21 protein-coding genes are annotated in these 24449 nt (G+C 53.9%); 10 read left to right on the forward strand and 11 right to left on the reverse strand.

The window, feature by feature from the left end; translation table 11 throughout:
• Positions 1–5: 5 nt before the first annotated feature.
• Positions 6–2060 carry a DNA helicase IV gene (gene helD, locus RW65_RS08605; protein WP_039056310.1) on the reverse strand — a complete coding sequence of 685 codons (2055 nt, stop codon included), beginning with the start codon at positions 2058–2060 and terminating at the stop codon, positions 6–8.
• 123 nt (positions 2061–2183) lie between these two features.
• Here helD and RW65_RS08610 point away from each other — a divergent pair, with 123 nt between their 5' ends.
• Both RW65_RS08610 and yccS read left to right on the forward strand, forming a co-directional pair.
• Entirely contained in the window at positions 2184–2630 is a 447-nt protein-coding gene (locus RW65_RS08610) for a YccF domain-containing protein (protein ID WP_039056312.1), read from the forward strand.
• 17 nt (positions 2631–2647) lie between these two features.
• Positions 2648–4777, forward strand: a complete 2130-nt coding sequence (gene yccS, locus RW65_RS08615; RefSeq protein WP_039056313.1) for a YccS family putative transporter — start codon at positions 2648–2650, stop codon at positions 4775–4777.
• A gap of 4 nt (positions 4778–4781) precedes the next feature.
• Here the strand turns inward: yccS and RW65_RS08620 are convergent, their stop codons facing one another.
• Entirely contained in the window at positions 4782–5390 is a 609-nt protein-coding gene (locus tag RW65_RS08620; RefSeq protein ID WP_039056314.1) for a TfoX/Sxy family DNA transformation protein, read from the reverse strand.
• Positions 5391–5608: 218 nt separating this feature from the next.
• On the opposite strand from RW65_RS08620, the gene sulA reads away from it, so the two are divergent.
• Together sulA and ompA are read left to right on the forward strand one after the other, a co-directional pair.
• Positions 5609–6121 (forward strand): SOS-induced cell division inhibitor SulA, encoded by a 513-nt coding sequence (gene sulA / locus RW65_RS08625; RefSeq protein ID WP_039056315.1) that lies wholly within the window; start codon positions 5609–5611, stop codon positions 6119–6121.
• Positions 6122–6488: 367 nt separating this feature from the next.
• Entirely contained in the window at positions 6489–7535 is a 1047-nt protein-coding gene (gene ompA, locus RW65_RS08630; protein WP_039056317.1) for a porin OmpA, read from the forward strand.
• 71 nt (positions 7536–7606) lie between these two features.
• Here ompA and matP read toward each other — a convergent pair whose 3' ends face one another.
• Positions 7607–8059 carry a macrodomain Ter protein MatP gene (matP, locus tag RW65_RS08635; RefSeq protein WP_039056318.1) on the reverse strand — a complete coding sequence of 151 codons (453 nt, stop codon included), beginning with the start codon at positions 8057–8059 and terminating at the stop codon, positions 7607–7609.
• Between the two features lie 181 nt (positions 8060–8240).
• On the opposite strand from matP, the gene RW65_RS08640 reads away from it, so the two are divergent.
• Together RW65_RS08640 and fabA are read left to right on the forward strand one after the other, a co-directional pair.
• Complete coding sequence (locus RW65_RS08640) at positions 8241–10004, forward strand: AAA family ATPase (protein ID WP_039056319.1); 1764 nt, start codon at positions 8241–8243, stop codon at positions 10002–10004.
• Positions 10005–10073: 69 nt separating this feature from the next.
• Positions 10074–10592 carry a bifunctional 3-hydroxydecanoyl-ACP dehydratase/trans-2-decenoyl-ACP isomerase gene (gene fabA, locus RW65_RS08645; RefSeq protein WP_039056320.1) on the forward strand — a complete coding sequence of 173 codons (519 nt, stop codon included), beginning with the start codon at positions 10074–10076 and terminating at the stop codon, positions 10590–10592.
• Positions 10593–10660: 68 nt separating this feature from the next.
• On the opposite strand, the gene rmf is transcribed toward fabA, so the two are convergent.
• The 6 genes from rmf to rlmKL all read right to left on the reverse strand — a co-directional run bounded on the left by rmf (position 10661) and on the right by rlmKL (position 18590).
• The gene (gene rmf, locus RW65_RS08650; protein ID WP_039056321.1) at positions 10661–10828 is read right to left on the reverse strand and encodes a ribosome modulation factor; all 168 of its coding nucleotides are present in this window, start codon (positions 10826–10828) and stop codon (positions 10661–10663) included.
• A gap of 254 nt (positions 10829–11082) precedes the next feature.
• Entirely contained in the window at positions 11083–11655 is a 573-nt protein-coding gene (gene pqiC / locus RW65_RS08655) for a membrane integrity-associated transporter subunit PqiC (protein WP_039056322.1), read from the reverse strand.
• Positions 11652–13292 carry an intermembrane transport protein PqiB gene (pqiB, locus tag RW65_RS08660; RefSeq protein WP_039056323.1) on the reverse strand — a complete coding sequence of 547 codons (1641 nt, stop codon included), beginning with the start codon at positions 13290–13292 and terminating at the stop codon, positions 11652–11654. The genes pqiC and pqiB overlap by 4 nt, the downstream gene beginning before the upstream one ends.
• A complete protein-coding gene (gene pqiA, locus RW65_RS08665) occupies positions 13282–14550 on the reverse strand; it encodes a membrane integrity-associated transporter subunit PqiA (RefSeq protein ID WP_039056324.1) in 1269 nt (422 codons plus the stop codon). Before pqiA ends, pqiB begins: the two co-directional genes overlap by 11 nt.
• An 11-nt stretch (positions 14551–14561) precedes the next feature.
• Positions 14562–16469, reverse strand: a complete 1908-nt coding sequence (locus RW65_RS08670) for an ABC transporter ATP-binding protein (RefSeq protein WP_039056325.1) — start codon at positions 16467–16469, stop codon at positions 14562–14564.
• A 12-nt stretch (positions 16470–16481) separates the two neighbouring features.
• On the reverse strand, positions 16482–18590 hold the full coding sequence (rlmKL, locus tag RW65_RS08675) for a bifunctional 23S rRNA (guanine(2069)-N(7))-methyltransferase RlmK/23S rRNA (guanine(2445)-N(2))-methyltransferase RlmL (RefSeq protein ID WP_039056441.1): 2109 nt from the start codon (positions 18588–18590) through the stop codon (positions 16482–16484).
• 99 nt (positions 18591–18689) lie between these two features.
• Here rlmKL and RW65_RS08680 point away from each other — a divergent pair, with 99 nt between their 5' ends.
• Positions 18690–19799, forward strand: a complete 1110-nt coding sequence (locus tag RW65_RS08680; protein WP_039056326.1) for a YcbX family protein — start codon at positions 18690–18692, stop codon at positions 19797–19799.
• Here RW65_RS08680 and zapC read toward each other — a convergent pair.
• Both zapC and pyrD read right to left on the reverse strand, forming a co-directional pair.
• The gene (zapC, locus tag RW65_RS08685) at positions 19796–20338 is read right to left on the reverse strand and encodes a cell division protein ZapC (protein ID WP_039056327.1); all 543 of its coding nucleotides are present in this window, start codon (positions 20336–20338) and stop codon (positions 19796–19798) included. The two genes, RW65_RS08680 and zapC, sit on opposite strands and share 4 nt — an antisense overlap.
• A gap of 168 nt (positions 20339–20506) precedes the next feature.
• Entirely contained in the window at positions 20507–21517 is a 1011-nt protein-coding gene (gene pyrD, locus RW65_RS08690; RefSeq protein ID WP_039056328.1) for a quinone-dependent dihydroorotate dehydrogenase, read from the reverse strand.
• Positions 21518–21764: 247 nt separating this feature from the next.
• Between pyrD and ssuE the strand changes: the two genes are divergently transcribed.
• The 3 genes from ssuE to ssuD are packed head-to-tail and all read left to right on the forward strand — an operon-like array spanning position 21765 to position 24446.
• Positions 21765–22340, forward strand: coding sequence for an NADPH-dependent FMN reductase (gene ssuE / locus RW65_RS08695; RefSeq protein WP_039056329.1), 576 nt, complete (start codon positions 21765–21767; stop codon positions 22338–22340).
• Entirely contained in the window at positions 22333–23304 is a 972-nt protein-coding gene (locus RW65_RS08700; protein ID WP_039056330.1) for a sulfonate ABC transporter substrate-binding protein, read from the forward strand. Before ssuE ends, RW65_RS08700 begins: the two co-directional genes overlap by 8 nt.
• Positions 23301–24446: an FMNH2-dependent alkanesulfonate monooxygenase gene (gene ssuD, locus RW65_RS08705; RefSeq protein ID WP_039056331.1), complete on the forward strand. Its 1146-nt coding sequence runs from the start codon at positions 23301–23303 to the stop codon at positions 24444–24446. Before RW65_RS08700 ends, ssuD begins: the two co-directional genes overlap by 4 nt.
• Positions 24447–24449 lie beyond the last annotated feature (3 nt).

Raw genomic sequence — 24449 nt, forward strand, 5'->3', positions numbered from 1 at the left:
TTTTTTTAAGGCTTCCGCGCCACCGGCACGTTCAGCAATTTTAATGTCTCAACAAAGCGTGACGGCTCCTGTTTATCAAACAGCAACCAGACGCGGTGACGAGCGCGGGTCAGCGCAACATAAAGTAATCGCCGCTCTTCTGCATCAGGGAAAGCCTCTTCCTGCGGGAGCAAGGCTTGTTCCATCACCGATTCGCGTGCCGGCGCCGGAAACCCATCCAGCCCCTCTTTTAGTCCCACAATAATCACGTAATCCGCCTGCTGGCCTTTACTGGCATGGACCGTCATGAAATCGAGTTGAAGTTTCGGCCAGCGGGTTGCCGCTTTTTCCAAAACAGCTGGCCTGCCGTGGTGATAACGAGCCAGAACCAGGATCCTCTCTTCCGGTTTCGCATAGCCGCTGAGCTTATCCAGTAACGCCTCCAGCTGATCCTGCGCCAGCAGCGTTACCGCATTTTTATCCCCCGCGTTCAGGCTGTTTAAGGGTTTGGCCAGCTGCTGCGGATTTTGCTGAATAAAGCGATTCGCCACGTCACCAATGCGGGAATTAAAGCGATAAGTGGTATCGAGGGCGCAAACATCACCCTCGCCAAAATAGTCCTGAAAAGCGGTGGTTAAAGAGAGCTGCGCGCCGCTGAAACGGTAGATAGCTTGCCAATCGTCGCCCACGGCAAACAGTGTCGTTTGCGAGTTCTGCTTGCGCAATGCGGCGAGTAAAGCCGCACGCTGCGGCGAAATATCCTGGAACTCATCAACCAGGATATGTTTCCACGGGCTAATAAAACGGCCCTTTTCCAGCACATTAACCGCCTGGTGGATCAGGCCGGAAAAATCGACGGCATTCTCTTCTTTTAATTTCGCTTTCCATGCTTTAAGAAGCGGTGCCATCAGTTTGATACGTTTACTAAACAGTGCGCGCACCTCTTCAGGTGCGTCGGCAATCATCTCCGCCTGCGCGCCTCCATGCATACGCATCAAGCCAATCCAGCGATCGAGCCGGGGGCCGATACGGCGCTGTAGCCCGGCATCTTCCCAGAAATTTCCTTCCGGGACATCCCAGGCCATCTCCTCTTCCAGCCATTGTCGCCACCCTTTGGCCTGCGCTTTTTTTTCGCTGCACTGCTGACGCCAGGCGTCGGTAAGCAGCGCCAGCCGCGCGGAAGTGTCATTTTCCAGCTCGCTTAACGCAGGCACTTTTTTGCTGCCCTGAGCAATAATGTGTAATGCCAGCGCATGAAATGTGCGGGCAGTCATCTCTTCGGTATGCAGCCGCTGCGAAATACGCTCGTCCATCTCCTGAGCCGCCTTGCGGCCAAACGCCAGCAGCAGGATTTGATCTGCCGTTGCTTCACCCCGCGCCAGCAGCCACCCGGCTCGGGCGACCAGCACGGAGGTTTTGCCGCTGCCGGCACCTGCAAGGACTAATAAAGAACGCTCACCGTTGACTACCGCTCGCGCCTGCGCCGGATTTAACGGGGAGGTTTCCACCTGCGCAAAGAACGTGGCGTACTGCTCAAGCATAATCTCGGTATAGCGTTGATTATGCTGCGCCCGACGTCCTTCAATGTCCGTCAACCAGGACTGGCATTGCTGCCAAAGCTCGCGACAGTTTTCAAACTCAGATAAGCGACTTGTCGGGATCGGTAATGCGATAAAGGCCTGCTGCAGTTGCTGCTGCAATCCCTGCAACCGATCTTTTGTCAGCCATTTCGTTTCTTCAGTCCGCGCGGCGATCAGTTCCAGCTGTTCGGACAAAACGCCGGCCGCGACTTCGCTCATCTCGGCGCTCCAACGATTCCAGCGATCGTTTAAGAGATGATAAAATCGCTGGGTTTCACTCCATTCGGTGCCGTGCAGACGAACCACTTTTTTATCGGCAAGCTGAAATTCCATTTCGCCCCAGACCAGCCCGCGCTTGCATTCAATAGCCAGCAACTGATTGAAAGGGATAAGGTACTCATGCCGGTCACCCGCCACTTTAATGCCCGCATTCAAAATGGCGGCGCGATCATACGGGTGCTGCGCCAGGCGTTTTCCCAGTGAAGTCGCTTTCAATTCCATGAATTATCGTTCTCAGCTTGTGACAATAAATGCCAGTTTACCTGCCAGAGAATTGGTGCTCCAGCCCAAATAATCGTTACAATTAGCGGCGTTGGTTATTGTCCGGTTAGTGATGAGGGTTTTATGCGTACCATTTTGAATATCCTGAATTTTGTTCTTGGCGGTTTCGCGACAACGCTGGGATGGCTTTTGGCAACGCTGATAAGCGCCCTGCTGATCTTCACCCTACCGCTGACACGCTCCTGCTGGGAGATCACTAAACTCTCACTTTTCCCCTGGGGAAATGAAGCGATTCACGTTGATGAGCTCGCACCGCAGCGCAAAAACGTCCTGTTCAATGCGGGAGGAACGCTGCTGAATATTGTCTGGTTTGTGCTGTTTGGCTGGTGGCTGTGCATCTCGCACATTGCCATTGGTATCGCTCAATGCCTGACTATCGTCTGCATTCCGGTTGGCGTCGCAAATTTTAAAATTGCTGCGATTGCTCTGTGGCCGGTTGGTCGCCGGGTGGTTTCCGTTGAGACCGCTCGTGCCGCCCGCGAAGCCAATGCGCGTCGTCATTTCCAATAACCGGGTCGCTTACCATTATGTTAAGTCCTCTGCTTCGCCGTTATACATGGAACAGTGCCTGGCTCTATAACGTCAGAATTTTTATCGCCCTTTGCGGGACCGCACTGGTGCCCTGGCTGCTGGGAGAAGTGAAGCTAACCATCCCGTTAACCCTTGGCGTTGTAGCTGCCGCACTGGCCGATCTTGACGATCGCCTTGCCGGCCGCCTGAAAAATCTGATCATCACGCTGGTGTGCTTTTTTATCGCCTCCGCCTCCGTGGAATTACTTTTTCCCTGGCCGTGGCTGTTTGCGCTTGGCCTTGTGACGTCAACGATTGGTTTTATCCTGCTCGGCGGCCTTGGGCAGCGCTATGCAACGATCGCGTTTGGCGCATTGCTGATTGCGGTTTATACCATGCTGGGGATCTCCCTTTTTGCCCAATGGTATCAACAGCCGCTTTTACTGCTGGCGGGCGCGGTGTGGTTCAATTTACTCACGCTGATTGGTCATCTGGTTTTCCCCATCCGCGCTCTGCAGGACAACCTGGCGCGCAGTTATGAACAGCTGGCGCATTACCTCGAGCTGAAATCCCGTCTTTTCGACCCGGATATTGAAGATGACAGCCAGGCTCCCCTGTATGACCTGGCGCTGGCGAACGGGCAACTGGTGAATACCCTTAACCAGACGAAAACCACTTTACTCACGCGGTTACGTGGGGATCGCGGCCAGCGCGGCACGCGACAAACGCTGCACTACTATTTTGCGGCGCAAGATATTCACGAGCGCGCAAGTTCATCCCATATTCAATATCAGACACTGCGCGAACAGTTCCGCTATAGCGACGTTATGTTCCGCTTTCAGCGTCTACTCTCAATGCAGTCCCAGGCCTGCGCCCAACTTTCGCGCGCTATTTTGCTGCGCATACCTTACCAGCATGATGCACGCTTCGAACGGGTATTCATTCATCTGGATGCTGCCCTCGATCGCATTCGCGCAAGCGGCGTCACACCGCAAGATCAGCTCAAAGCGCTGGGCTTTCTTGTCGATAATCTCAAAGCCATTGACGCTCAGCTGGCGGCAATTGAATCCGGACAGCCACAGCTCTCGTTAGCCCATGACACGGAAAATCAGCTCTCGGACGATAGCCTGACGAGTTTTCGTGATATCTGGCAATGGCTGGGCAACAACTTAACCCCCGAGTCCGCGCTGTTTCGCCATGCGATACGCATGTCGGTGGTGTTGTGTATTGGCTATGCTTTTATTCAAATTACCGGATTACAGCATGGTTACTGGATCTTGCTGACCAGTTTGTTTGTCTGCCAGCCAAACTATAACGCCACGCGTCATCGCCTCTCTTTACGGGTTATCGGCACGCTGGTGGGTGTCGCGATTGGCTTACCGGTGCTCTATTTCGTGCCTTCCCACGAAGGGCAATTGATCCTTATCGTCATCACCGGCGTTCTGTTTTTTGCCTTTCGCACAGTGCAATACGCCCACGCCACCATGTTTATTACTCTGCTGGTGTTGTTATGCTTTAACCTGCTGGGCGAAGGCTTTGAAGTCGCGCTACCGCGCATTATTGATACGCTTATTGGCTGCGCGATCGCCTGGGCGGCGGTGAGTTTTATCTGGCCAGACTGGCGTTTTCGCCACCTTCCTCGCGTCATTGAACAAGCCTTTGACGCCAACTGCCGCTATCTGGACGCTATCCTTGAACAGTACCATCAGGGGCGCGATAACCGGCTCGCTTACCGCATAGCCAGACGTAATGCTTACAATCGGGATGCGGATTTGGCGTCGGTGGTTTCAAATATGTCTTCCGAACCGGGAACGTCGCCTGAACTTCGCGACGCCGCGTTCCGCTTACTTTGCCTGAATCACACATTTACCAGTTATATCTCCGCGCTGGGCGCGCATCGTGAACAACTCACCCAACCGGATACGCTGCGTCTGCTTGATGATGCGGTCTGCTATGTCGATGATGCGTTACATCACCTGCCAGCAGACCAACAACGCGTGCAGGATACCCTGGCCGATCTGAGTTCGCGCATTAAGCATCTTGAACCGCGACCGGACAGCAAAGAGCCGCTGGTGCTACAGCAAATTGGATTACTGATAGCCTTACTGCCTGAAGTGAGCCGGCTGAAAAGCAAAATCACCCGGTAAGAGGCTAGCGTTTCTTGGGTAAGCCATTAATCCACTCGATCAGTTCCCGGCGCCTTAGCGCCGGCAGCGCTGCCTCGTGAAGCCCAACAATAGCCCCCTCCAGCGCAAGAAGGATTTTGCCGCTGAGTTGGTTATTCATTTTCCTTAACCGCAGCCAGCAGGCTTTCGCCCCCAGCAAGCGCAGCATATGCACATCCAACACGCCAGCTTCATGGAGTTGCGCTTCGAGCTGAAAAGAGAGATTAGGCAGATCGCGCAACCGCACTCTGGCGCTACGCCGATCTTTTTCACGTCGTGCGGCATCGAGGGAAAGTTCTGAGAGCTTCAGGAGCAACGGTGGATCGCGCCATAAACTGTCGCTGACGAAGTAGTAATTTAATGAAACCTGGCGACCGCGTTTATTGAATTTTAATAAAGGCGCATTTTGGGTGACGGCGTATTGCGCACTCTCATCGCAGGCGCGCAGGTAGAGTTCACCTTCTGCAACCATCGCGAAGACGGTTTTGTCCACTGAAAGACTATAACCGCCAAAATGGGCGCGGTGGCGAATTGTGCCGAGGGGTGTGAGGTATTCGCGCGACTGATATATCCGTTGATACGATAGTTCTTCCATGATTTTTCCCTTACAAATCACGTAGTAAAAGCGGGATTTGAGTTAGTGAAACCGTTATGGAGGAACATAGGCAACTGCGAGCAAGACGGCAAGCGAATTTTGCAGAACGCGGCAGGTACAAAACAAAAATGCGAGATAGTTTCAGAAAATGAGGTTGATCTTTAAACATCCAAAGGGTACTGTATGTTTATACAGTAACTCTAAAGGCTGGATTGATTATGTACACTTCAGGTTATGCTAATCGCTCAAATATGCCCGCTTCCGCGCTTAAAACCCTAAGTAAAGCAGAAACCTCCGGCAACAACGCTCCGGGGCTGATTAGCGAAATGGTCTATCGCGAAGATCAGCCCTGGATGACGCAGCTTCTATTATTACCGTTGCTGCAGCAGCTCGGACAGCAATCCCGCTGGCAGTTGTGGCTGACGCCGCAGCAAAAGCTAAGCCGTGAATGGGTGCAGTCTGCAGGCTTACCGCTTACTAAGATTATGCAGATCAATCAGCTCTCTCCCAGCGTAACGCTGGACTCTATGATCCGCGCGTTGCGTACCGGCAACTATAGCGTCGTGATTGGCTGGCACGCTGAAGAATTGACCAGCGAAGAGCATCGTCAATTAGCGTTAGCAGCAGAAGAAGGGAATGCGATCGGTTTTGTTATGCGTCCTGTCCGTCACGATTCTCTGGCTGCCAGACAGCTTTCCGGGATAAAAATTCACTCAAATTTGTATCATTGAGTAAAAATAAGATTTTTCCTGGGATTATTTTTGCTTCACGATGGCACGTCTAATTTATCAATCAAATACAGCGTGAAAGCCTGCGTGGCGCGCTTTGCGCATAAACAGCCGCGGCGAAAGAGTAACCATAATTGTTAAATAATGTGTATACAAAGCCTTTTTTTTCATATGCCTGACGGAGTTCACACTTGTAAGTTTCCAACTACGTTGTAGACTTTACATCGCCAGGGGTGCTCGGCATAAGCCAAAGATATCGGTAAAGATATCTGCAGAGTTGTCAGTGAGCAATACCCCCGGTGAAGGATTTAACCGTGGCTTCTCTACTGAGATTCCCATGGCGATTTTTGGATGATAACGAGGCGCAAAAATGAAAAAGACAGCTATCGCGATTGCAGTGGCACTGGCTGGTTTCGCTACCGTAGCGCAGGCCGCTCCGAAAGATAACACCTGGTATACAGGTGGTAAACTGGGCTGGTCCCAGTATCATGACAAAGGTGCGGTATGGCAGAACGATGGCCCGACCCACGAAAGCCAACTGGGTGCTGGTGCGTTCGGTGGCTACCAGGTTAACCCGTACGTAGGTTTCGAACTGGGCTATGACTGGCTGGGTCGTATGCCTTACAAAGGCGACACCGTTAACGGCGCGTTCAAAGCTCAGGGCGTTCAGCTGACCGCTAAACTGGGTTACCCGGTAACTGACGACGTAGACCTGTACACCCGCCTGGGTGGTATGGTTTGGCGTGCAGACGCTCAGAACAACCTGGGCTTCAAAGATCACGATACCGGTGTTTCTCCGGTCTTCGCTGGTGGTGTTGAGTGGGCAGTTACTCGTGACATCGCTACCCGTCTGGAATACCAGTGGGTTAACAACATCGGTGATGCAAACACCATCGGTACTCGTCCGGACAACGGCATGCTGAGCGTAGGTGTTTCCTACCGCTTTGGCCAGCAGGAAGAGTCTGCTCCGGTAGTCGCTCCGGCTCCGGCTCCGGCTCCGGAAGTGCAGACCAAACACTTCACTCTGAAGTCTGATGTTCTGTTCACCTTCAACAAAGCAACCCTGAAACCGGAAGGTCAGCAGGCGCTGGACCAGCTGTACGGTCAGCTGAGCAACCTGGATCCGAAAGACGGTTCCGTAGTGGTTCTGGGCTTCACCGACCGCATCGGTTCTGACGCGTACAACCAGGCTCTGTCTGAGAAACGTGCTCAGTCCGTTGTTGATTACCTGGTATCTAAAGGTATCCCGGCGAACAAAATCTCCGCACGTGGCATGGGTGAATCCAACCCGGTTACCGGCAACACCTGTGACAACGTGAAAGCGCGTGCTGCGCTGATCGACTGCCTGGCACCGGATCGTCGCGTTGAGATCGAAGTTAAAGGTAGCAAAGACGTTGTAACTCAGCCGCAGGCTTAAGTTCCCGTCTAAAAAAACCCCGCTTGCTAGCGGGGTTTTTTATTGGCTGAAATATGTGAAGCGGTAAACGCCTACTCTTTTCCCAGCAATGCCTGCAGGTCATGTTTTAACGTCGACATCTGCGAAGCATACTTCTCTTTATGCTCTGCATCTTCAATCAACTGCACAATGGTTTCCGAGAGGGTTTTCCCTCTGCGCTGCGCTAAGCCCGCCAGACGCTGCCAGACAACAAATTCCAGATCGATCGACTTCTTACGCGTATGCTGATGCTCAGCATTAAAGTGCCGTTTGCGGCGGGCGCGAATAGTCTGCTTCATCCGATTAATCAAAACCGGGTTGATGTGCTTCGCGATCCAGTCATTGACCAGTACAGGTTCATTTTCGAGTGTCAACAAGCGATCGACCGCCTCTTTGGCAGCACTGGCTTCGATATAGCGCGTGATTAACTCCCCTTCACGATGCTTTTTTACCAGGTACTTCCATTTCCAGCCGCTTTCAAGATTTTCCAGTTGTTGATATTTCATTGCGCTCTCAACGTTACCGTGTAACACAGTTCAGAATATCAGTTTTTTCTCGCTCTGCTGCAAAGAAATATTTCAGCCCGGCATTTCACCGCACCTTGTGTCGCGAAAGCGCGTATTGGGTGTGTGCTGTTATTGCGTTTACGGTATAATCGCGCCTTTGACATCAGACTAAAAAACGACTTTGACCATTACAAAACTTGATTGGAACGACCTGGTTCCTGATACCAGCAGTTATCAGGCGCTCTTTGAATCGTCCGAATTAGCCCGCGAAACGGACTTCACGCTGGCCGATACGCAGCCCCGATTACAGTATGCGCTGGAGCAGTTGCTCTATCCGCAAGCCACGTCGCGCTTTTTACTGGCCAAAGCGCCAGAAGAAGCCGAATACCTTACCCTGATCGCCAGCGCCGCTGAAACGGCAGCGTCCGATGACGTTCGCCCCGTTTCTGGTGGGCATTATCACGTTAATGGTTCGGTCATTCGTTTTGAACCTTCGGCCGATGTGCAGGCGAATTTTACCGGCAATAAACCTACCGTTATCGCCGAATGGGTTGAGGCGGAACAACTGTTTGGTTGCCTGCGCCAGTTCAATCAGGAAATCACGCTGCAGCCGGGCCTCGTTCACCAGGCCAACGGCGGAGTGCTGATCATTTCCTTGCGTACGCTGCTCACACAGCCGCTGCTGTGGGTCCGCCTGAAAACCATGGTCACGCAGCGCCGCTTCGACTGGGTCTCCTTCGATGAATCACGGCCGTTGCCGGTTATCGTGCCGTCCATGCCGCTGGATTTAAAAGTTATTCTGGTCGGCGAACGTGAATCGCTGGCGGATTTCCAGGAGATGGAACCGGAACTCGCCTCCCAGGCCATCTATAGCGAATATGAAGAGACGCTGCAAATTACCGATGCCGAAGCCATGACCAGCTGGCGGCAGTGGGTTGTACAGACCGCCGATGCGGCACAGCTGCCCATTCCTGCGGCTGACGCCTGGTCCACGCTGATTCGCGAAGCCGTGCGCTATACCGGCGACCGCGAAACGCTCCCCCTTTGCCCTTTATGGTTAACCCGGCAACTGCGTGAAGTCGCGGCGATGTCGAGCGAAGAAACCTTTAGCGCCGAAGAACTGCAGACGATGCTTGCCCAGCGCGAATGGCGCGAAGGCTTCCTGGCCGAACGCATGCAGGACGAGATCCTGCTCGATCAAATCCTGATTGAAACCGAAGGGGAACAGATCGGCCAGATTAACGCCCTGTCGGTAGTTGAATTTCCGGGCCATCCGCGCGCCTATGGCGAACCCTCGCGCATCAGCTGTGTTGTGCACGTCGGCGATGGCGAGTTCCATGATATAGAGCGCAAAGCAGAGCTGGGCGGCAATATCCACGCCAAAGGCATGATGATCATGCAGGCGTTCCTGATGGCCGAGCTGGAACTAGAACAGCAGCTGCCTTTCTCCGCCTCGCTGACTTTCGAACAATCCTATAGCGAAGTGGATGGCGACAGCGCATCAATGGCCGAACTCTGCGCGCTGATCAGCGCCCTGTCTGAAGTGCCAATTAATCAGAGCATTGCTATCACCGGCTCTGTCGACCAGTTTGGTCGCTCGCAACCGGTCGGCGGGCTTAACGAAAAGATTGAAGGCTTCTTCGCCATCTGTCAGCAGCGTGAGCTTACCGGGAAGCAGGGCGTTATCATCCCCGCAGCGAATGTGCGTCATCTCTGTTTGCATCAGGAGCTGCTGGACGCCATCAGCGCACAGCAATTTTTCATCTGGGCGGTAGATGATATGGCGGATGCGCTACCCTTATTAACAGGCTTGCCCTGGGACGCTGAGGGGCAAAATAACCTGAAGCAAATCATTCAGGAACGCATCGCGCAGGTGATGCAGCAGGAGGCGCGCCATCGTTTCCCATGGCCGCTTCGCTGGTTAAGCTGGTTTATCCGAAACTGATCGGACTTGTTCAGCTTACACGTGTTAGCTATCCTGCGTCCGAAACTACAAATAAGGCTTACTGAGAACATGGTAGATAAACGCGAATCCTATACAAAAGAAGATCTTCTTGCCTCTGGTCGTGGTGAATTGTTTGGCGCGAAGGGCCCGCAATTACCGGCACCGAACATGCTGATGATGGACCGTGTGGTCAAAATGACCGAAACCGGCGGTAACTTTGATAAAGGCTATGTTGAAGCTGAGCTGGATATCAATCCGGACCTGTGGTTCTTTGGCTGTCATTTCATCGGCGATCCGGTGATGCCAGGCTGCCTCGGTCTGGACGCCATGTGGCAGCTGGTCGGTTTCTATCTGGGCTGGCTCGGCGGTGAAGGCAAAGGCCGCGCGCTGGGCGTTGGCGAAGTGAAATTTACCGGGCAGGTACTGCCGACGGCAAAAACCGTCACTTACCGTATTCATTTTAAACGCATTGTGAACCGTCGTTTAATCATGGGCCTGGCGGATGGCGAAGTACTGGTCGATGGCCGCGTTATCTATACCGCCGCTGACCTGAAAGTGGGCCTGTTCCAGGACACCTCTACTTTCTAATACGGGTTTATACCCCTATAAAGGCGAAACCTCCGCAGTGCGGAGGTTTCTTTTTTAAAGAGACAGAATCAGGCAATGACTGCCCTGTCCTCCATGGCTTGCCGCCAGCCTCCCAGCCACTCGGACTTTTGATTCAGGGTTTGGTAGGGACACATTTCCTTCGGACGCCCGGTAATACCAGCCTGATAACCACGTTGATGTGCCCGTTCCAGGCGATCGCGTTTTTGTCTCTTCATGCCTCGTTTCCCTCATTCTTTGATCTGGTGGAAAAGAAAACAGTGGTCACTAAGTGCTCAACCACAGGTCAGGAATACCTTGAATAGACTGCGTCGTCAATGCGCAAAATTCACGCCAGTGTCATAAATGTGAGCTACGCAAAAGTTCATTTGTACAAAAAATGTGAGCCGGCACAACTAATGATCTGAGGGATAAGATAAAAAAAACCGCTATCGCGTCTGCGTATAGCGGCTGTTGTTATCGTTCTATTTTCTTATGGCAGACGATTAATCTCAGTCGCAATCTGCCTGGCTTCTTGCTGCCAGCCCTGCGCTAACATTTTCACCATCTCGTCATAGCCATCTTGTTCCTGTTTTAGCTCAATATGGAACGGCCGCTTGATCAACTGACCCTGGTGCTTGAGCAACCATTCGCCGCTGATAATGACGCTGCCATCGTAACGGCCATGAAAGCCCGTCACCGTAACATTGAGCGTATCTTGTTCACTGCCCAGCGGCTGAGAAGCCACAACCCAGCCGGGCAGTTGATTGCTCAGACCCGCCACCAGCGTATTGCGCAGTTGCTGATCGAGCGGACTGGCCCACAGATTGTTGGTGGCGATAACATACTGCACATCGCTGGTTTGATACACCACGCCGGTGCCTGCGAGGAAATCCGGTACCGAAACCTGCTCCACCCATAACTGGCGGCCGCCCTGATTCTGCCCCGCCACCGTTTCCCCTTTGAACTGAGTGGGTGAAGGGAGCTGATAGTAGCTTTTATTGTCACCGCCGCTACCGCAGCCTGCCAGCAGCAACGCCAGACCGACTAATGCGCTTTTCTTCATTGTTTCGCCCTCTTCGGCTGCGGATCGTCTTTCCTTTTCGCTTCAAACACCAGCGCATTGCTCTTATCGTTAAGGGTTTTCAGCACCGGTTGCAGTTCGCGTAAAACCTGATCGAGTCGCTGCATATCCGTCACCATTTTGTTATACGCCGCCGATCCCGGCTGGAAGCCCTGCATACTGCGATTAAGCTCGCGTAACGTGCTTTGCATATCTGCAGGCAGCTGCTGCATCGACTGGCTGGCGGTTAATTTGTTGAGATTATCCAGCGTCGTTTGCAGGCGTTTCAGCGTTTTCTGGCTTTCAGACAGCGTTGTTGTTGCCTGCTGGATCATTGGATTCAACGGCAAGTTGTTGATCTTATCCAGCGTATCCATCAGACGCTGCTGGATCTGCGCCAGCCCACCGCTCATCGTCGGGATAATCGGATAACCGGCATATTCATGCATATTTCCCACAGGCGGCGCATTGTTATAGAAGTCCAAATCGACATACAGCGCGCCGGTGACGATATTTCCCGTTTTCAGCGAAGCCCGCAGGCCGCGCTTCAGCAGTTCTTTAAGATGCTCGGGCATATTCGGATCTTCACCAAACTGATTGGCAATACGTTGCGGTTCAATGCGGATCAGGATCGGAATACGGTAATCATCATTCAAGGATTGCTGCATGCTTTTAGTAAAGAACGGTACCTTGCTGACCGTACCCAGGCGAATGCCGCGAAACTCTACCGGCGCGCCAGGCTGCAAGCCACGAATGGAATCTTTAAAGAACAGCAGATAATCAATGTGGTCGGTATAGAGGGAATCCTGGATGCTGCGCTGATCGTCATACAGTTTAAACGCCGTTTTTTCCGCGACCGGCTGACCGAGTTCCAGTCCTTCCGGCACATCAAAACTGACACCGCCGCCAAACAGCGTCGTCAACGATCCCATCTCAACCCGCATCCCGGCGGACGTCAGATCGACCGCGATGCCGCTGTCTTTCCAGAAACGCACATTGCTGGTAACCAGTCGATCGTTTGGTGCGTTGATAAACAGCTGATAGCTCATGGTGCGCTTTTGCGTATCAAAGGTGCTGGTCTCCACCGAACCCACGCGATAACCACGGAATAATACCGGGTCGCCGGCGGTCAACTGTCCCGCTTTATTGCTATCGAGGATCAGGCGAATCCCTTTTGCATCCGGCGGTGCCAGCGGCGGTGATTCCAGCAACGTATACTGTTCCGGCGCACTGCCTTTCGCGCCGGGCTGAAGCTCGATATACGCCCCTGAAAGCAGCGTACCCAGCCCGCTAATCCCTTCCCGCCCGACCTGCGGTTTAACCACCCAGAAAGCCGAGTCGCCGTGCAGGAGTTTTTCCATGCCCGAATTCAGCCGTGCGGTTATCTCAACGTGATTGAGATCGTCGGTGAGCGTCGTTCTCTCAACCACGCCGACATCGACGCTACGGCTTTTAATGGTTGTTTTCCCGCCAATAATGCCTTCTGCATTATTGGTGATCAGGGTAACTACCGGGCCTTGATGGCTGTAGTGATAGAACAGCACCCAGGCACCAATCAGCGCCGTGACAATCGGGAAAATCCACACCGGCGACCAATTTCTCACCTTTTGCACCCTGGCTTCCCCACTTTTATTCTCCATGTTTCAACGGCTCCTCATGGCGCGTTAACGGCTCACGATCCCAATTAAGGCGCGGATCGAAAGTCATTGCCGCAAACATCGTGATAATAACGACCAGCGCAAACATTAGCGCACCCATCGCCGGATAAATATTCATCAGTCCGCCCATGCGAACCAGCGCCGACAGAACGGCAATGACAAAAACGTCAATCATTGACCAGCGCCCAACAAATTCCACCACTTCATAAATAAAATGCATGCGCTCACTGTCGCGCTTACCGTGCCCTTTGGCATCGAGACAGAGCCAGGCGATACCGATCATTTTTAACGTCGGCACCATAATACTGGCGATAAAAATCACCAGCGCGACCGGATAAGAGCCTTCGCTCCATAACAGAATTACCCCGGCGATAATGGTCGACGGCATACGATCGCCCAGCAGATCCGTTACCATGATCGGCAAAATATTGGCCGGGAAATAGAGCATGATAGCGGTCGTCAGTAGCGCAAGCGTCCACTGAATACTGTGGCGACGACGGGCGTGTCCGCGGGTAGTGCAGCGCGGGCAAATCAGCTGTTCGTTGTCGACTATCGCCGTACAACATGCGCAGGAGCGCAGCCCCTGACGAATGCCTGGCACACCGACGTGTAAATTTCGCGTCACTTGCGGTGCGGGTGCGATGTCATCCCATAGCCAGTGACGGTCAACGCACTGAAACGCGCGCAGCTGTAACAGGCAGAACAGGCACCAGGGAATAAAACTGCTGCCAATGCCAATGTCGCCGTAGGCCATTAGTTTGACAAAACTCACCAGCACGCCGGCGAGGAAAATTTCCGCCATGCCCCAGCTTTTCAACTTAAAAAAGATACGAGCCAGACCGACCTTCAGGCGAAAATCCATCGGTACACGGTTAACCAGCAGCAGGATCGTCACCAGACAAAATGCGGGCACCAACTGCACGAACAGCAGAAAGAAGGTACCGAGGCTGGCGTAATTTTCTGAAAACAGGACGCCGGGAATTTCCAGCAGTGTCACTTCACTGACAACCCCCGCCACTTGCATATTGACAAAGGGAAAGAGGTTGGAGAGCAGCAGCATAAACAACGCGACAATAGCATAAGCAGTGGGACGCTGCCGGGGCGCGTCCCACTGGGTCGTCAAGGTTGTCCCACAGCGTGGACAGACCGCTTTATGTCCATGTTGCAGCGGCGGTAACGCCACCAGCATGTCACATTGCGAACAAAGAATGTGGCGAGTGGTGTGGTGGTGTTCACACATACAGACTCCCTTTATGCGCCGCTTTTCATGGCCTCCAGATACTCCCAGCGTTCAAATGCTTCTTCAAGCGCCTGCTCCGCCGAAGCCATATCGGCTAAGACTTTCTGCGTATGATCGTGCGGCTGGCTAAAGAAACTGGCGTCGGCAACCTGCGCCTGCAGATTTTCCAGCTGAGCCTCCAGCTGTTCCAGCTTTTGCGGTAGCTGTTCCAGCTCGCGTTGCAGGTTATAGCTTAGTTTGCTACTACCGCGTTTGACAGTGTCTGCTTTGGCAGCGGGAACTTCTACACTTTTTTTAGCCGCTTCCTGCTTATGCAGTGTTGATGCCGCCTGTTGCCCGCGGGCATCGTGATAGCCGCCAACGTATTGCCCAATGCGGCCTTCGCCTTCAAAGATCCAGCATTCGGTCACCGTATTATCCACAAACTGACGGTCGTGGCTCACTAGCAGAACGGTGCCTTGATAGCTATCGATAAGCTCTTCCAGCAGTTCGAGGGTTTCAACATCCAGATCGTTGGTCGGCTCATCGAGAATCAGCAGGTTGCTGGGTTTCAGGAACAAACGCGCCAGCAACAGTCGGTTACGTTCCCCGCCCGAGAGCGCACGCACCGGCGTCATCGCCCGTTTCGGATGGAATAAGAAGTCCTGTAAATAACCGAGAATATGGCGCGGCTTGCCGTTGACCATCACTTCCTGCTTGCCTTCCGCCAGGTTGTCCATCACGGTTTTGTCCGGATCCAGCTCGGCACGGTGCTGATCGAAATAGGCCACTTCCAGTTTGGTGCCGACGTGGACACGCCCGCTATCGGCCTTCAGTTGATCGAGCATCAGCTTCAGCAGCGTGGTTTTGCCGCAGCCGTTGGGGCCAATCAGGGCAATTTTGTCGCTGCGCTGTACCTGCGAGGAGAAGTCGCGGACCAGCACTTTGCCATCGACGGCGTAGTTAACGTTCTCCATTTCGAAGACGATTTTGCCGGAGCGTGACGCTTCTTCCACCTGCATTTTCGCGCTGCCCATCACTTCGCGGCGCTCGCTGCGTTCGCGACGCATTGCTTTTAGCGCACGCACACGGCCTTCGTTACGGGTACGACGTGCTTTAATGCCCTGACGGATCCACACTTCTTCCTGCGCCAGTTTGCGATCGAACTCGGCATTTTGCAGATCTTCAACGCGCAGCGCTTCTTCTTTCTCCAGCAGGTACTGATCGTAATTGCCCGGATAAGAGACCAGTTTGCCGCGATCGAGGTCAACGATGCGCGTCGCCATATTGCGAATAAACGAACGATCGTGCGAGATAAAGATAATGGTGCCGCCGAAGGATTTCAGGAATCCTTCCAGCCAGTCGATGGTTTCAATATCAAGGTGGTTAGTCGGTTCGTCGAGCAGCAGCACGCGCGGGCCGCTGACCAGCGCACGCCCGAGCGCCGCTTTACGCAGCCAGCCGCCGGAAAGTGCAGACAGCGACATATCCGCCGTCAGCCCAAGCTGCGCCAGCACTTCGTTGATACGGTTTTCCAGCTGCCACAATCCGTGGTGATCGAGCATCTCCTGCACGCGAGCCAGTTCGGCAAGGTTTTTATCGCTCGGATCGCTCATCACCAGATGGGAAACATCGTGGTAGCGCTTGAGATATTCCGCCTGCTCTTCAATGCCTTCCGCGACAAAATCGTACACGCTGCCGGTCACATCCCGCGGCGGATCCTGTTGCAGACGCGCCACCACCAAATCTTGTTCATAAACGATGCGACCATCATCCAGGCTCACTTCCCGGTTGAGGATCTTCATCAGCGTTGATTTACCCGCGCCGTTACGCCCGACAAGACACACGCGTTCGTTTTCTTCGATATGCAGCTCGGCATTATCAAGAAGGGGCGCGTCGCTGTACGACAGCCACGCGCCATGCATACTGATTAATGACATTTATTTATCCTTTCAGGCTGCGGTAATCAGCCAGCAGTTGTGGATCTGACGGTTGCGGGCAAAATCCTGCGACTGCGTTTTTTGGGTAATTTCTTGTGCCTGAAGTCCCAGCTTCGCCAACCCGTCGAGATCCATACGGAAACCGCGTTTGTTATTGGAAAACATAATCGTGCCGCCTTTACGCAGCAGACGTTTGAGATCTTCCATCAGCCGCATATGGTCGCGCTGCACATCGAACGAGTCTTCCATACGCTTGGAGTTGGAGAAGGTTGGCGGATCGATAAAAATTAAGTCGAACTGCTCATCGGTTTCACGCAGCCACCCAAGGCAATCCGCCTGGATCAAACGATGCGCACGCCCGCTCAAACCATTCAGGCGCAGGTTGCGCTCCGCCCACTCCAGATAGGTGCGCGACATATCAATGGTGGTCGTCGAGCGCGCGCCGCCCAGCCCGGCATGCACGCTGGCGCTGCCGGTATAAGAAAAGAGGTTGAGGAAATCTTTGCCTTTACTCATTTGGCCGAGCATACGGCGAGCGATACGGTGATCGAGGAACAGACCGGTATCAAGATAATCCGTCAGGTTAACCCACAGACGAGCGTTATATTCGCTCACTTCCATAAAGTCGCCCTTCTCGTTCATCTTCTGATACTGGTTATTCCCTTTCTGCCGTTCACGGGTTTTCAGCACCAGCTTATTAGGCGCAATGCCGAGTACATGAATCGTCGCGGCAATAATATCGAACAGACGCTGGCGCGCTTTTTGCGCATCGATGGTTTTCGGTGCGGCATACTCCTGCACCACCACCCAGTCGGCATAACGGTCAACCGCCACGTTGTAATCCGGCAGATCCGCATCATACAGGCGATAGCACTCGATGCCTTCCTGACGCGCCCATTTTTCCAGCTTTTTAACATTCTTGCGCAGGCGGTTCGCGTAATCTTCCGCCATGGCTGGCGCTTTCGCCTCGCCGGTATTTTCCGCCAGATGGTAGTTTTTCTGCACACAATCCAGCGGGCCATTCTTCGCTTTGAACTGGCGCTCGGCGCGCAGTTGCAGGCAATTCAGCAGATCGACAGAGGCGCTAAACAGCGACAGCGTCCAGCCGCCGAACTGGGCTTTCAGCAGACGACCCAGCAGGCTGTGCAGGGCGATCAGCGCCGGTTCACTCTCCAGACGTTCGCCATAAGGCGGGTTACTGATTACCGTGCCGTACGGACCTTTTGGCAGCGGATTGCTCAGTTGAGCAACATCTTTCACCTCGAACGTTATCAGCTCGCCAATCCCGGCGCGGCGGGCGTTTTTACGCGCAATCTCAATCACGCGCGCATCGCTGTCGGAACCGTAGAAACGGGAAGGATAATCAGCCAGCCCTTTGCGGGCGCGGGTTTGCGCGTCGGCTTTCACCTCACTCCATACCGCTTCATCGTGCTGTGCCCAGCCACCAAAACCCCAGTGGGTACGGTGCAGGCCCGGTGCACGATCCGTTGCCGCCATCGCCGCTTCAATCAGCAGCGTGCCGGAACCACACATTGGGTCCAGCAAGGGCGTGCCTTGCTGCCAGCCGGAACGCATCACAATCGCCGCCGCCAGATTCTCTTTGATCGGCGCCATACCGGCACGATCGCGGTAACCGCGCAGATGCAAACCTTCGCCGCTTAAATCCAAAGAGATATTAGCGGTTTCCTGGTTCAGCCAGACGTTGATACGCAGATCGGGCAACTCGCGTTCAACATTGGGACGCGGCAGATTTTTGCGGGTAAAGCTGTCAACGATTGCATCTTTGACCTTCAACGCGCCGTACTGGCTGTTGCGGATCTCATCGTTCAGGCCGCTAAAATGGACGGCGAAGGTCGCGTCAGGATTGAATATCTCTGTCCAGTTGATCGCCTGCACGCCCAGATAGAGATCAAGATCGCTGTAAACCTTGCACTCCCCGAGCGGCAGCATAATGCGCGAAGCCAGACGACTCCACATCAGGCTTTGGTAGAGGAGCCGCGTGTCCCCTTCAAAATGGACACCACCCTGAACTACCCGGCACTCAACGGCACCGAGTTTTTCCAGTTCAGTTTTTAACAGCTCTTCCAGCCCACGGGCCGTACTGGCAAACAGAGAAATCATCATGTCACTTACACTTTACGAAAATTGAGGCGCATTATAGCTAATCTGGCGAGCATGTCATAAAGTTGAAGGCTAATTTTCATCTTACAGGGGGAAGACGTGCCAACGCTTTCACGTCTTTTTATTCATCCGGTCAAATCAATGCGCGCAATCGGTCTGACCCATGGGTTTGCTGATATCAGCGGCTTCGCTTTCGATCGGGTTTTTATGATCACCCAACCCGATGGCACCTTTATTACCGCGCGCCAGTATCCGCAGATGGTGCGCTTTACGCCCTCGCCTTTGACCGATGGTCTGCATCTGACCGCGCCGGACGGCAGCAGCGCGGTGATCCGCTTTACGGATTTTTCAACGGATGCGGCACCGACGGAAGTATGGGGCAACCATTTTACCGCCCTTATCGCCCCCGCAGCGATTAACACCTGGCTAAGCGGTTTTTTTGCCCGTGAGGTACAGCTGCGCTGGGTTGGGCCAGAGCTAACCCGCCGGGTTAAACGCTTTGATGCCGTGCCGCTCTCCTTTGCCGACGGCTTCCCCTATTTGCTGACGAATGAAGCCTCGCTGCGTGATCTCCAAAACCGCTGTCCGGCCAGCGTGAAGATGGAGCAGTTTCGTCCGAACCTGGTGGTCACAGGTGCGCAGCCGTGGGAAGAAGACGGCTGGAAAGTGATCCGCATTGGTGAAGTGGTTTTTGACGTGGTTAAACCCTGCAGCCGCTGCATCTTCACCACGGTGAGCCCGGAGCGCGGGCAAAAACACCCTGCCGGCGAGCCGCTCGCTACCTTGCAACGTTTTCGTACCGCCAAGGATAATGGCGATGTCGATTTCGGCCAAAATCTGATTGCCCGTAATAGCGGCGTGATTCGCGTCGGCGACGAAGTGGCTATTCTGGCAACGGCACCGGCGAAAGCTTACGGCGCGGGTCACGTTGAAGAACCCCTTGCACAACCGGAACAACCCGCCGGCACCGTCGAGATTACCTGGCAGGGGCAGACCTTTCTTGGTAATAACCAACAAGTGTTGCTGGAGCAGCTGGAGAATCAGGGTATTCGCGTGCCCTACTCATGCCGCGCGGGCATTTGTGGCTGCTGCCGGATTCGTTTAGTGGCGGGAGAAGTGACGGCGCTGAAGCAATCCGCTATTGCAGAGGAAGGGTCCGTTCTTTGCTGTAGCTGTATTCCAAAAACAGCGCTGCGGCTGGAGGCTTAAACCGCCTGCTCGAGGTGCATTTCGGCGGCGTGAAATTGCGGTTTGAGGCGATCGTTCATAATCTTAATCGCGTCACCCAGCTGCATCGTGCGCCCGGCAATCACCACGCCGGGCTGAGCCAGCAGGCACAGCGACGCGTTATCACCCGGTTCCACCACCAGCAAGTTGACGCACTCCTGCGTGTCGCTTAGCCAGACGCATGCGCCTTCGCCCGTCTGGGGGAACCACAACGCTTTATGCGTCAGAAAGTGCCAGCTTTTTGGCATTTGCGGTTTGAGGAAGCGAATCGCCACCAGCGCATTGAGCACCAGTTCAGCGCGCTGTTCGTTTGACAGCGGTATATTGCGGCATTTTTCTTCGAAGGAGAAAAAGAGCGCCGCATCATCCACGCAGAAACCAGACGGCGAAAAGGCGTCCGGGGTCAGCATTTTACGGGCGAAACGGGAGCGAAATAACATGCCATTGGCAAGGTCGAGCATCATACGATCGTGCTCTTCATCAAAATACCAGCGCCAATTATCGTCAGGTTTAATTCGCATTTTCCTCTCCCCTACCCCTAAACATCCTGTTGTTTTTTCATCCTGTTTACCGCTTCGTTTATTACCTAAATAATAAAAGACTAAAATGTATAAATTAGCAACAGTCGTGGAATATAAAACAACCAGGGCGGGAAATAAAGCCCTGGTTACACAAGATGGGGTAAAAGATTAGATATGGGTAATGATTTCTTTAATCAGCGGTGGGCCTTTAAAAATAAAACCCGAATAAATTTGCACCAGCGACGCACCGGCAGCCATCTTCTCGCGAGCCGCTATCACCGAGTCGATACCGCCCACGCCAATAATCGGCAAGCGTCCGTTTAATTCTTGCGACAGCCTTCGGATAATTTCGGTACTCTTTAATTGCAGCGGGCGTCCGCTTAAGCCACCGGTTTCATCGCAATGTTTCATTCCCTGCACCAACGAGCGATCAAGGGTGGTATTTGTGGCAATAACGCCATCGATATTATGACGTACTAAACTGTCTGCTACTTGGATCAATTCTTCCTCAGAAAGATCCGGGGCGATCTTCACCGCAACCGGCACATATTTATGATGTAAAGTTTGTAAAGCTTGCTGTTTATTCTTAATTGCCGTTAGAAGATCGTCCAGCGCTTCGCCATATTGCAGCGAGCGCAGACCGGGCGTATTGGGCGAAGAGATATTGATGGCGATATAACCGGCGTAGGCATAGATTTTTTCCATGCAAATCAGGTAGTCATCTTTACCTTGCTCAACGGGCGTATCTTTGTTTTTGCCAATATTAATACCCAGCACACCGTCGAAGTGGGATTTTTTAACGTTCTCAACCAGGTTATCAACGCCGAGATTATTAAAGCCCATGCGGTTGATCAGCCCTTCGGCATCGACAAGACGAAAGATCCGCGGCTTGTCATTGCCCGGCTGCGGGCGTGGCGTAACGGTACCGATCTCGATGGCGCCAAACCCCATCGCACCGAACGCATCAATACACTCACCGTTTTTATCCAGCCCGGCCGCTAAGCCCAACGGGTTTTTAAAGGTCAGTCCCATGCATTTGACGGGTTTTTCCGGGACGCGCTGACGCACCAGAGCCTGAAACGAGGTGCCGGTAATACGGCGCAGTTGCTGGAACGTAAATTCATGAGCGCGCTCAGGATCGAGCTGGAAAAGGGCTTTACGAACGAAGGGGTAGTACATGAACTCTCCTGGATTCCCGGTTGCAAACCGGGGGCGTATTATCTTTCATTCGTCTGCGAAAGGGAATTGACCTGCGGCAAAAAAAGCGCGATCGACGCAATCGTTTTCCTTCTTTCTCCTGCTTTATACAAATTTCGGCAAATTTTGCGCGAATAAATCATTTAGCGGAATAAATCGACTCTGCCACACTGCGTGAAATTGTTATAGATGTTATCTAAACGCAAACAATTGGTTATAAGGAGCGATTATGAGAGTTGTTACCCTGGCCGGAAGCCCGCGCTTTCCCTCCCGCTCCAGCGCGTTGCTGGAATATGCCCGCGAACGCTTACAAGCGCAGGATATCGAGGTCTGTCACTGGCATTTGCACAATTTTGCCCCGGAAGATCTTATCTATGCCCGCTTTGACAGCCCGGCGCTGCAAACCTTTACTGACCAGCTTCGCGAGGCGGATGGGCTGATTGTCGCCACGCCGATTTATAAAGCCGCTTACTCCGGCGCGCTGAAAACCCTGCTTGACCTGCTGCCCGAACGCGCGCTGGCGGGGAAAGTGGTGCTGCCGCTGGCAACCGGCGGAACCGTGGCGCATATGCTGGCGGTCGATTATGCCTTAAAGCCGGTACTCAGCGCGTTGAAAGCACAAGAGATCCTGCACGGCGTCTTCGCCGATGACGGCCAGGTGCTGGATTACCAGCATAAACCCAACCTTACGCCCCATCTGCAAACGCGGCTCGATAGCGCGCTGGAAACGTTCTGGCAGGCCCTGCATCGCCGGGATATCCAGGCTCCCGTGTTTCAACAGCCGCAAGGAGTCGTGCATGTTTAATCTCTTTCGCTACCCTGCACACCGATTGGCATTAGCAGGTTTATTAACCCTTTCTGCCTGGAGTCACGCCGCCGAACCGGCAGCGGAGAGTTTACGCATTGGCTACCAAAAAGGCAGCGTTAGTATGGTGCTGGCGAAAACCCATCAGCTGCTGGAGAAACGCTACCCGAACACCAAAATTAGCTGGACGGAATTTCCCGCCGGTCCGCAAATGCTTGAAGCGCTGAATATTGGCAGTATCGATCTTGCCAGCACCGGCGATATTCCGCCGATTTTCGCCCAGGCCGCAGGCGCGGATCTGCTGTATGTGGGCGTTGAGCCTCCGAAGCCAAAAGCGGAAGTCATTCTTGTTGCTGAGAGTAGCCCGATCAAAACCGTGGCCGATCTGAAAGGACATAAAGTCGCTTTCCAGAAAGGTTCCAGTTCCCACAATTTACTGCTGCGTGCGCTGCAACAGGCCGGACTAACATTCAACGATATTCAACCCGTTTTCCTGACTCCCGCCGATGCACGGGCGGCTTTCCAGCAAGGCAATGTGGATGCGTGGGCGATTTGGGATCCCTACTACTCGGCGGCCCTGCTGCAAGGCGGTGTGCGAGTGTTAAAAGACGGTAGCAGCCTGAAACAGACCGGCTCTTTTTATCTCGCCTCGCGCACCTATGCCGAACAGCACGGCACCTTTATTCAGGGTGTATTAAATACTTTTAGCGAAGCCGATGCGCTCACCCTGAGCCAGCGAGACGAGAGCGTCGCGCTGTTTGCCAAAACTCTCGGGCTGCCGCAGCCGGTGATTGCCACCTATTTCGATCACCGACCGCCGACCAAAATTTCCCCGGTGGATGACGCCATAGCCGCATTGCAACAGCAAACCGCCGATCTCTTTTATGAGAACCGTTTATTACCGAAAAAAGTCGATATCCGCAGCCGTATCTGGCAACCGACCCCACAAGGAGCGAAATCATGAGCCTGAATCTGTTCTGGTTTTTACCGACCCACGGCGATGGACACTACTTAGGCACCGATCACGGATCGCGTCCGGTCGATCATGCCTATTTGCAGCAAATCGCTCAGGCCGCAGATCGTTTGGGATTTAGCGGCGTGCTGATCCCGACCGGGCGCTCTTGCGAAGATGCATGGCTGGTCGCCGCATCGCTTATTCCCGTCACACAGCGGCTGAAGTTCCTCGTCGCCCTGCGCCCCAGCGTCACCTCACCAACGGTGGCTGCCCGCCAGGCCGCCACGCTGGACAGACTCTCTAACGGACGGGCGCTGTTTAACCTGGTGACCGGCAGCGATCCACAAGAATTAGCCGGTGACGGCGTATTCCTCGATCATACTGCCCGCTACGAAGCTTCATCGGAGTTCACCCACGTCTGGCGTCGTCTGCTGGAGGGGGAGACAGTCGATTTTGCGGGCAAGCATATTCATGTCCGCGGGGCGAAACTCTTTTTCCCGCCGGTACAACAACCGCGACCGCCGCTCTATTTCGGTGGTTCGTCCGATGTGGCGCAAGATCTTGCCGCAGAGCAGGTCGATCTCTATCTCACCTGGGGCGAGCCGCCCAATGAGGTCAAAGAGAAGATCGCGCAGGTTCGCGCTAAAGCTGCCGCGCACGGGCGTAAAGTGCGTTTCGGAATTCGCCTGCATGTGATTGTGCGGGAAACCAATGCCGAAGCCTGGCAGGCAGCGGACAACCTGATATCCCATCTCGATGACGACACCATCGCCAAAGCCCAGGCGGCCTTCTCTCGTCAGGATTCCGTGGGGCAGCAGCGCATGGCGGCGCTGCACGGCGGCAAGCGCGATAAGCTGGAGATCAGCCCCAACCTGTGGGCGGGCGTTGGCCTGGTGCGCGGCGGCGCGGGAACCGCCCTGGTGGGCGATGGCCCAACGGTCGCGGCGCGTATTAATGAGTATGCCGCCCTCGGTATCGACAGTTTTATTCTTTCCGGTTATCCGCATCTGGAAGAGGCGTACCGGGTTGGTGAACTGCTGTTTCCTCATCTCGATGTCGCTATCCCGCAAATCCCGCAGCCGCAACCGTTGCAGCAGCAGGGCGAAACGGTTGCCAACGAGTTTATCCCGCGTAAAGTGGCGCAAAGCTGAGGT

Source organism: Enterobacter sp. Bisph1 (assembly GCF_000814905.1).
GTDB lineage: Bacteria > Pseudomonadota > Gammaproteobacteria > Enterobacterales > Enterobacteriaceae > Kosakonia.

Coding starts and splice junctions, on each gene's coding strand:
- helD (WP_039056310.1), bottom strand. CDS start 2,060: ATGGAATTGAAAGCGACTTCACTGGGAAAACGCCTGGCGCAGCACCCG.
- RW65_RS08610 (WP_039056312.1), top strand. CDS start 2,184: ATGCGTACCATTTTGAATATCCTGAATTTTGTTCTTGGCGGTTTCGCG.
- yccS (WP_039056313.1), top strand. CDS start 2,648: ATGTTAAGTCCTCTGCTTCGCCGTTATACATGGAACAGTGCCTGGCTC.
- RW65_RS08620 (WP_039056314.1), bottom strand. CDS start 5,390: ATGGAAGAACTATCGTATCAACGGATATATCAGTCGCGCGAATACCTC.
- sulA (WP_039056315.1), top strand. CDS start 5,609: ATGTACACTTCAGGTTATGCTAATCGCTCAAATATGCCCGCTTCCGCG.
- ompA (WP_039056317.1), top strand. CDS start 6,489: ATGAAAAAGACAGCTATCGCGATTGCAGTGGCACTGGCTGGTTTCGCT.
- matP (WP_039056318.1), bottom strand. CDS start 8,059: ATGAAATATCAACAACTGGAAAATCTTGAAAGCGGCTGGAAATGGAAG.
- fabA (WP_039056320.1), top strand. CDS start 10,074: ATGGTAGATAAACGCGAATCCTATACAAAAGAAGATCTTCTTGCCTCT.
- rmf (WP_039056321.1), bottom strand. CDS start 10,828: ATGAAGAGACAAAAACGCGATCGCCTGGAACGGGCACATCAACGTGGT.
- pqiC (WP_039056322.1), bottom strand. CDS start 11,655: ATGAAGAAAAGCGCATTAGTCGGTCTGGCGTTGCTGCTGGCAGGCTGC.
- pqiB (WP_039056323.1), bottom strand. CDS start 13,292: ATGGAGAATAAAAGTGGGGAAGCCAGGGTGCAAAAGGTGAGAAATTGG.
- pqiA (WP_039056324.1), bottom strand. CDS start 14,550: ATGTGTGAACACCACCACACCACTCGCCACATTCTTTGTTCGCAATGT.
- RW65_RS08670 (WP_039056325.1), bottom strand. CDS start 16,469: ATGTCATTAATCAGTATGCATGGCGCGTGGCTGTCGTACAGCGACGCG.
- rlmKL (WP_039056441.1), bottom strand. CDS start 18,590: ATGATTTCTCTGTTTGCCAGTACGGCCCGTGGGCTGGAAGAGCTGTTA.
- zapC (WP_039056327.1), bottom strand. CDS start 20,338: ATGCGAATTAAACCTGACGATAATTGGCGCTGGTATTTTGATGAAGAG.
- pyrD (WP_039056328.1), bottom strand. CDS start 21,517: ATGTACTACCCCTTCGTTCGTAAAGCCCTTTTCCAGCTCGATCCTGAG.
- ssuE (WP_039056329.1), top strand. CDS start 21,765: ATGAGAGTTGTTACCCTGGCCGGAAGCCCGCGCTTTCCCTCCCGCTCC.
- RW65_RS08700 (WP_039056330.1), top strand. CDS start 22,333: ATGTTTAATCTCTTTCGCTACCCTGCACACCGATTGGCATTAGCAGGT.
- ssuD (WP_039056331.1), top strand. CDS start 23,301: ATGAGCCTGAATCTGTTCTGGTTTTTACCGACCCACGGCGATGGACAC.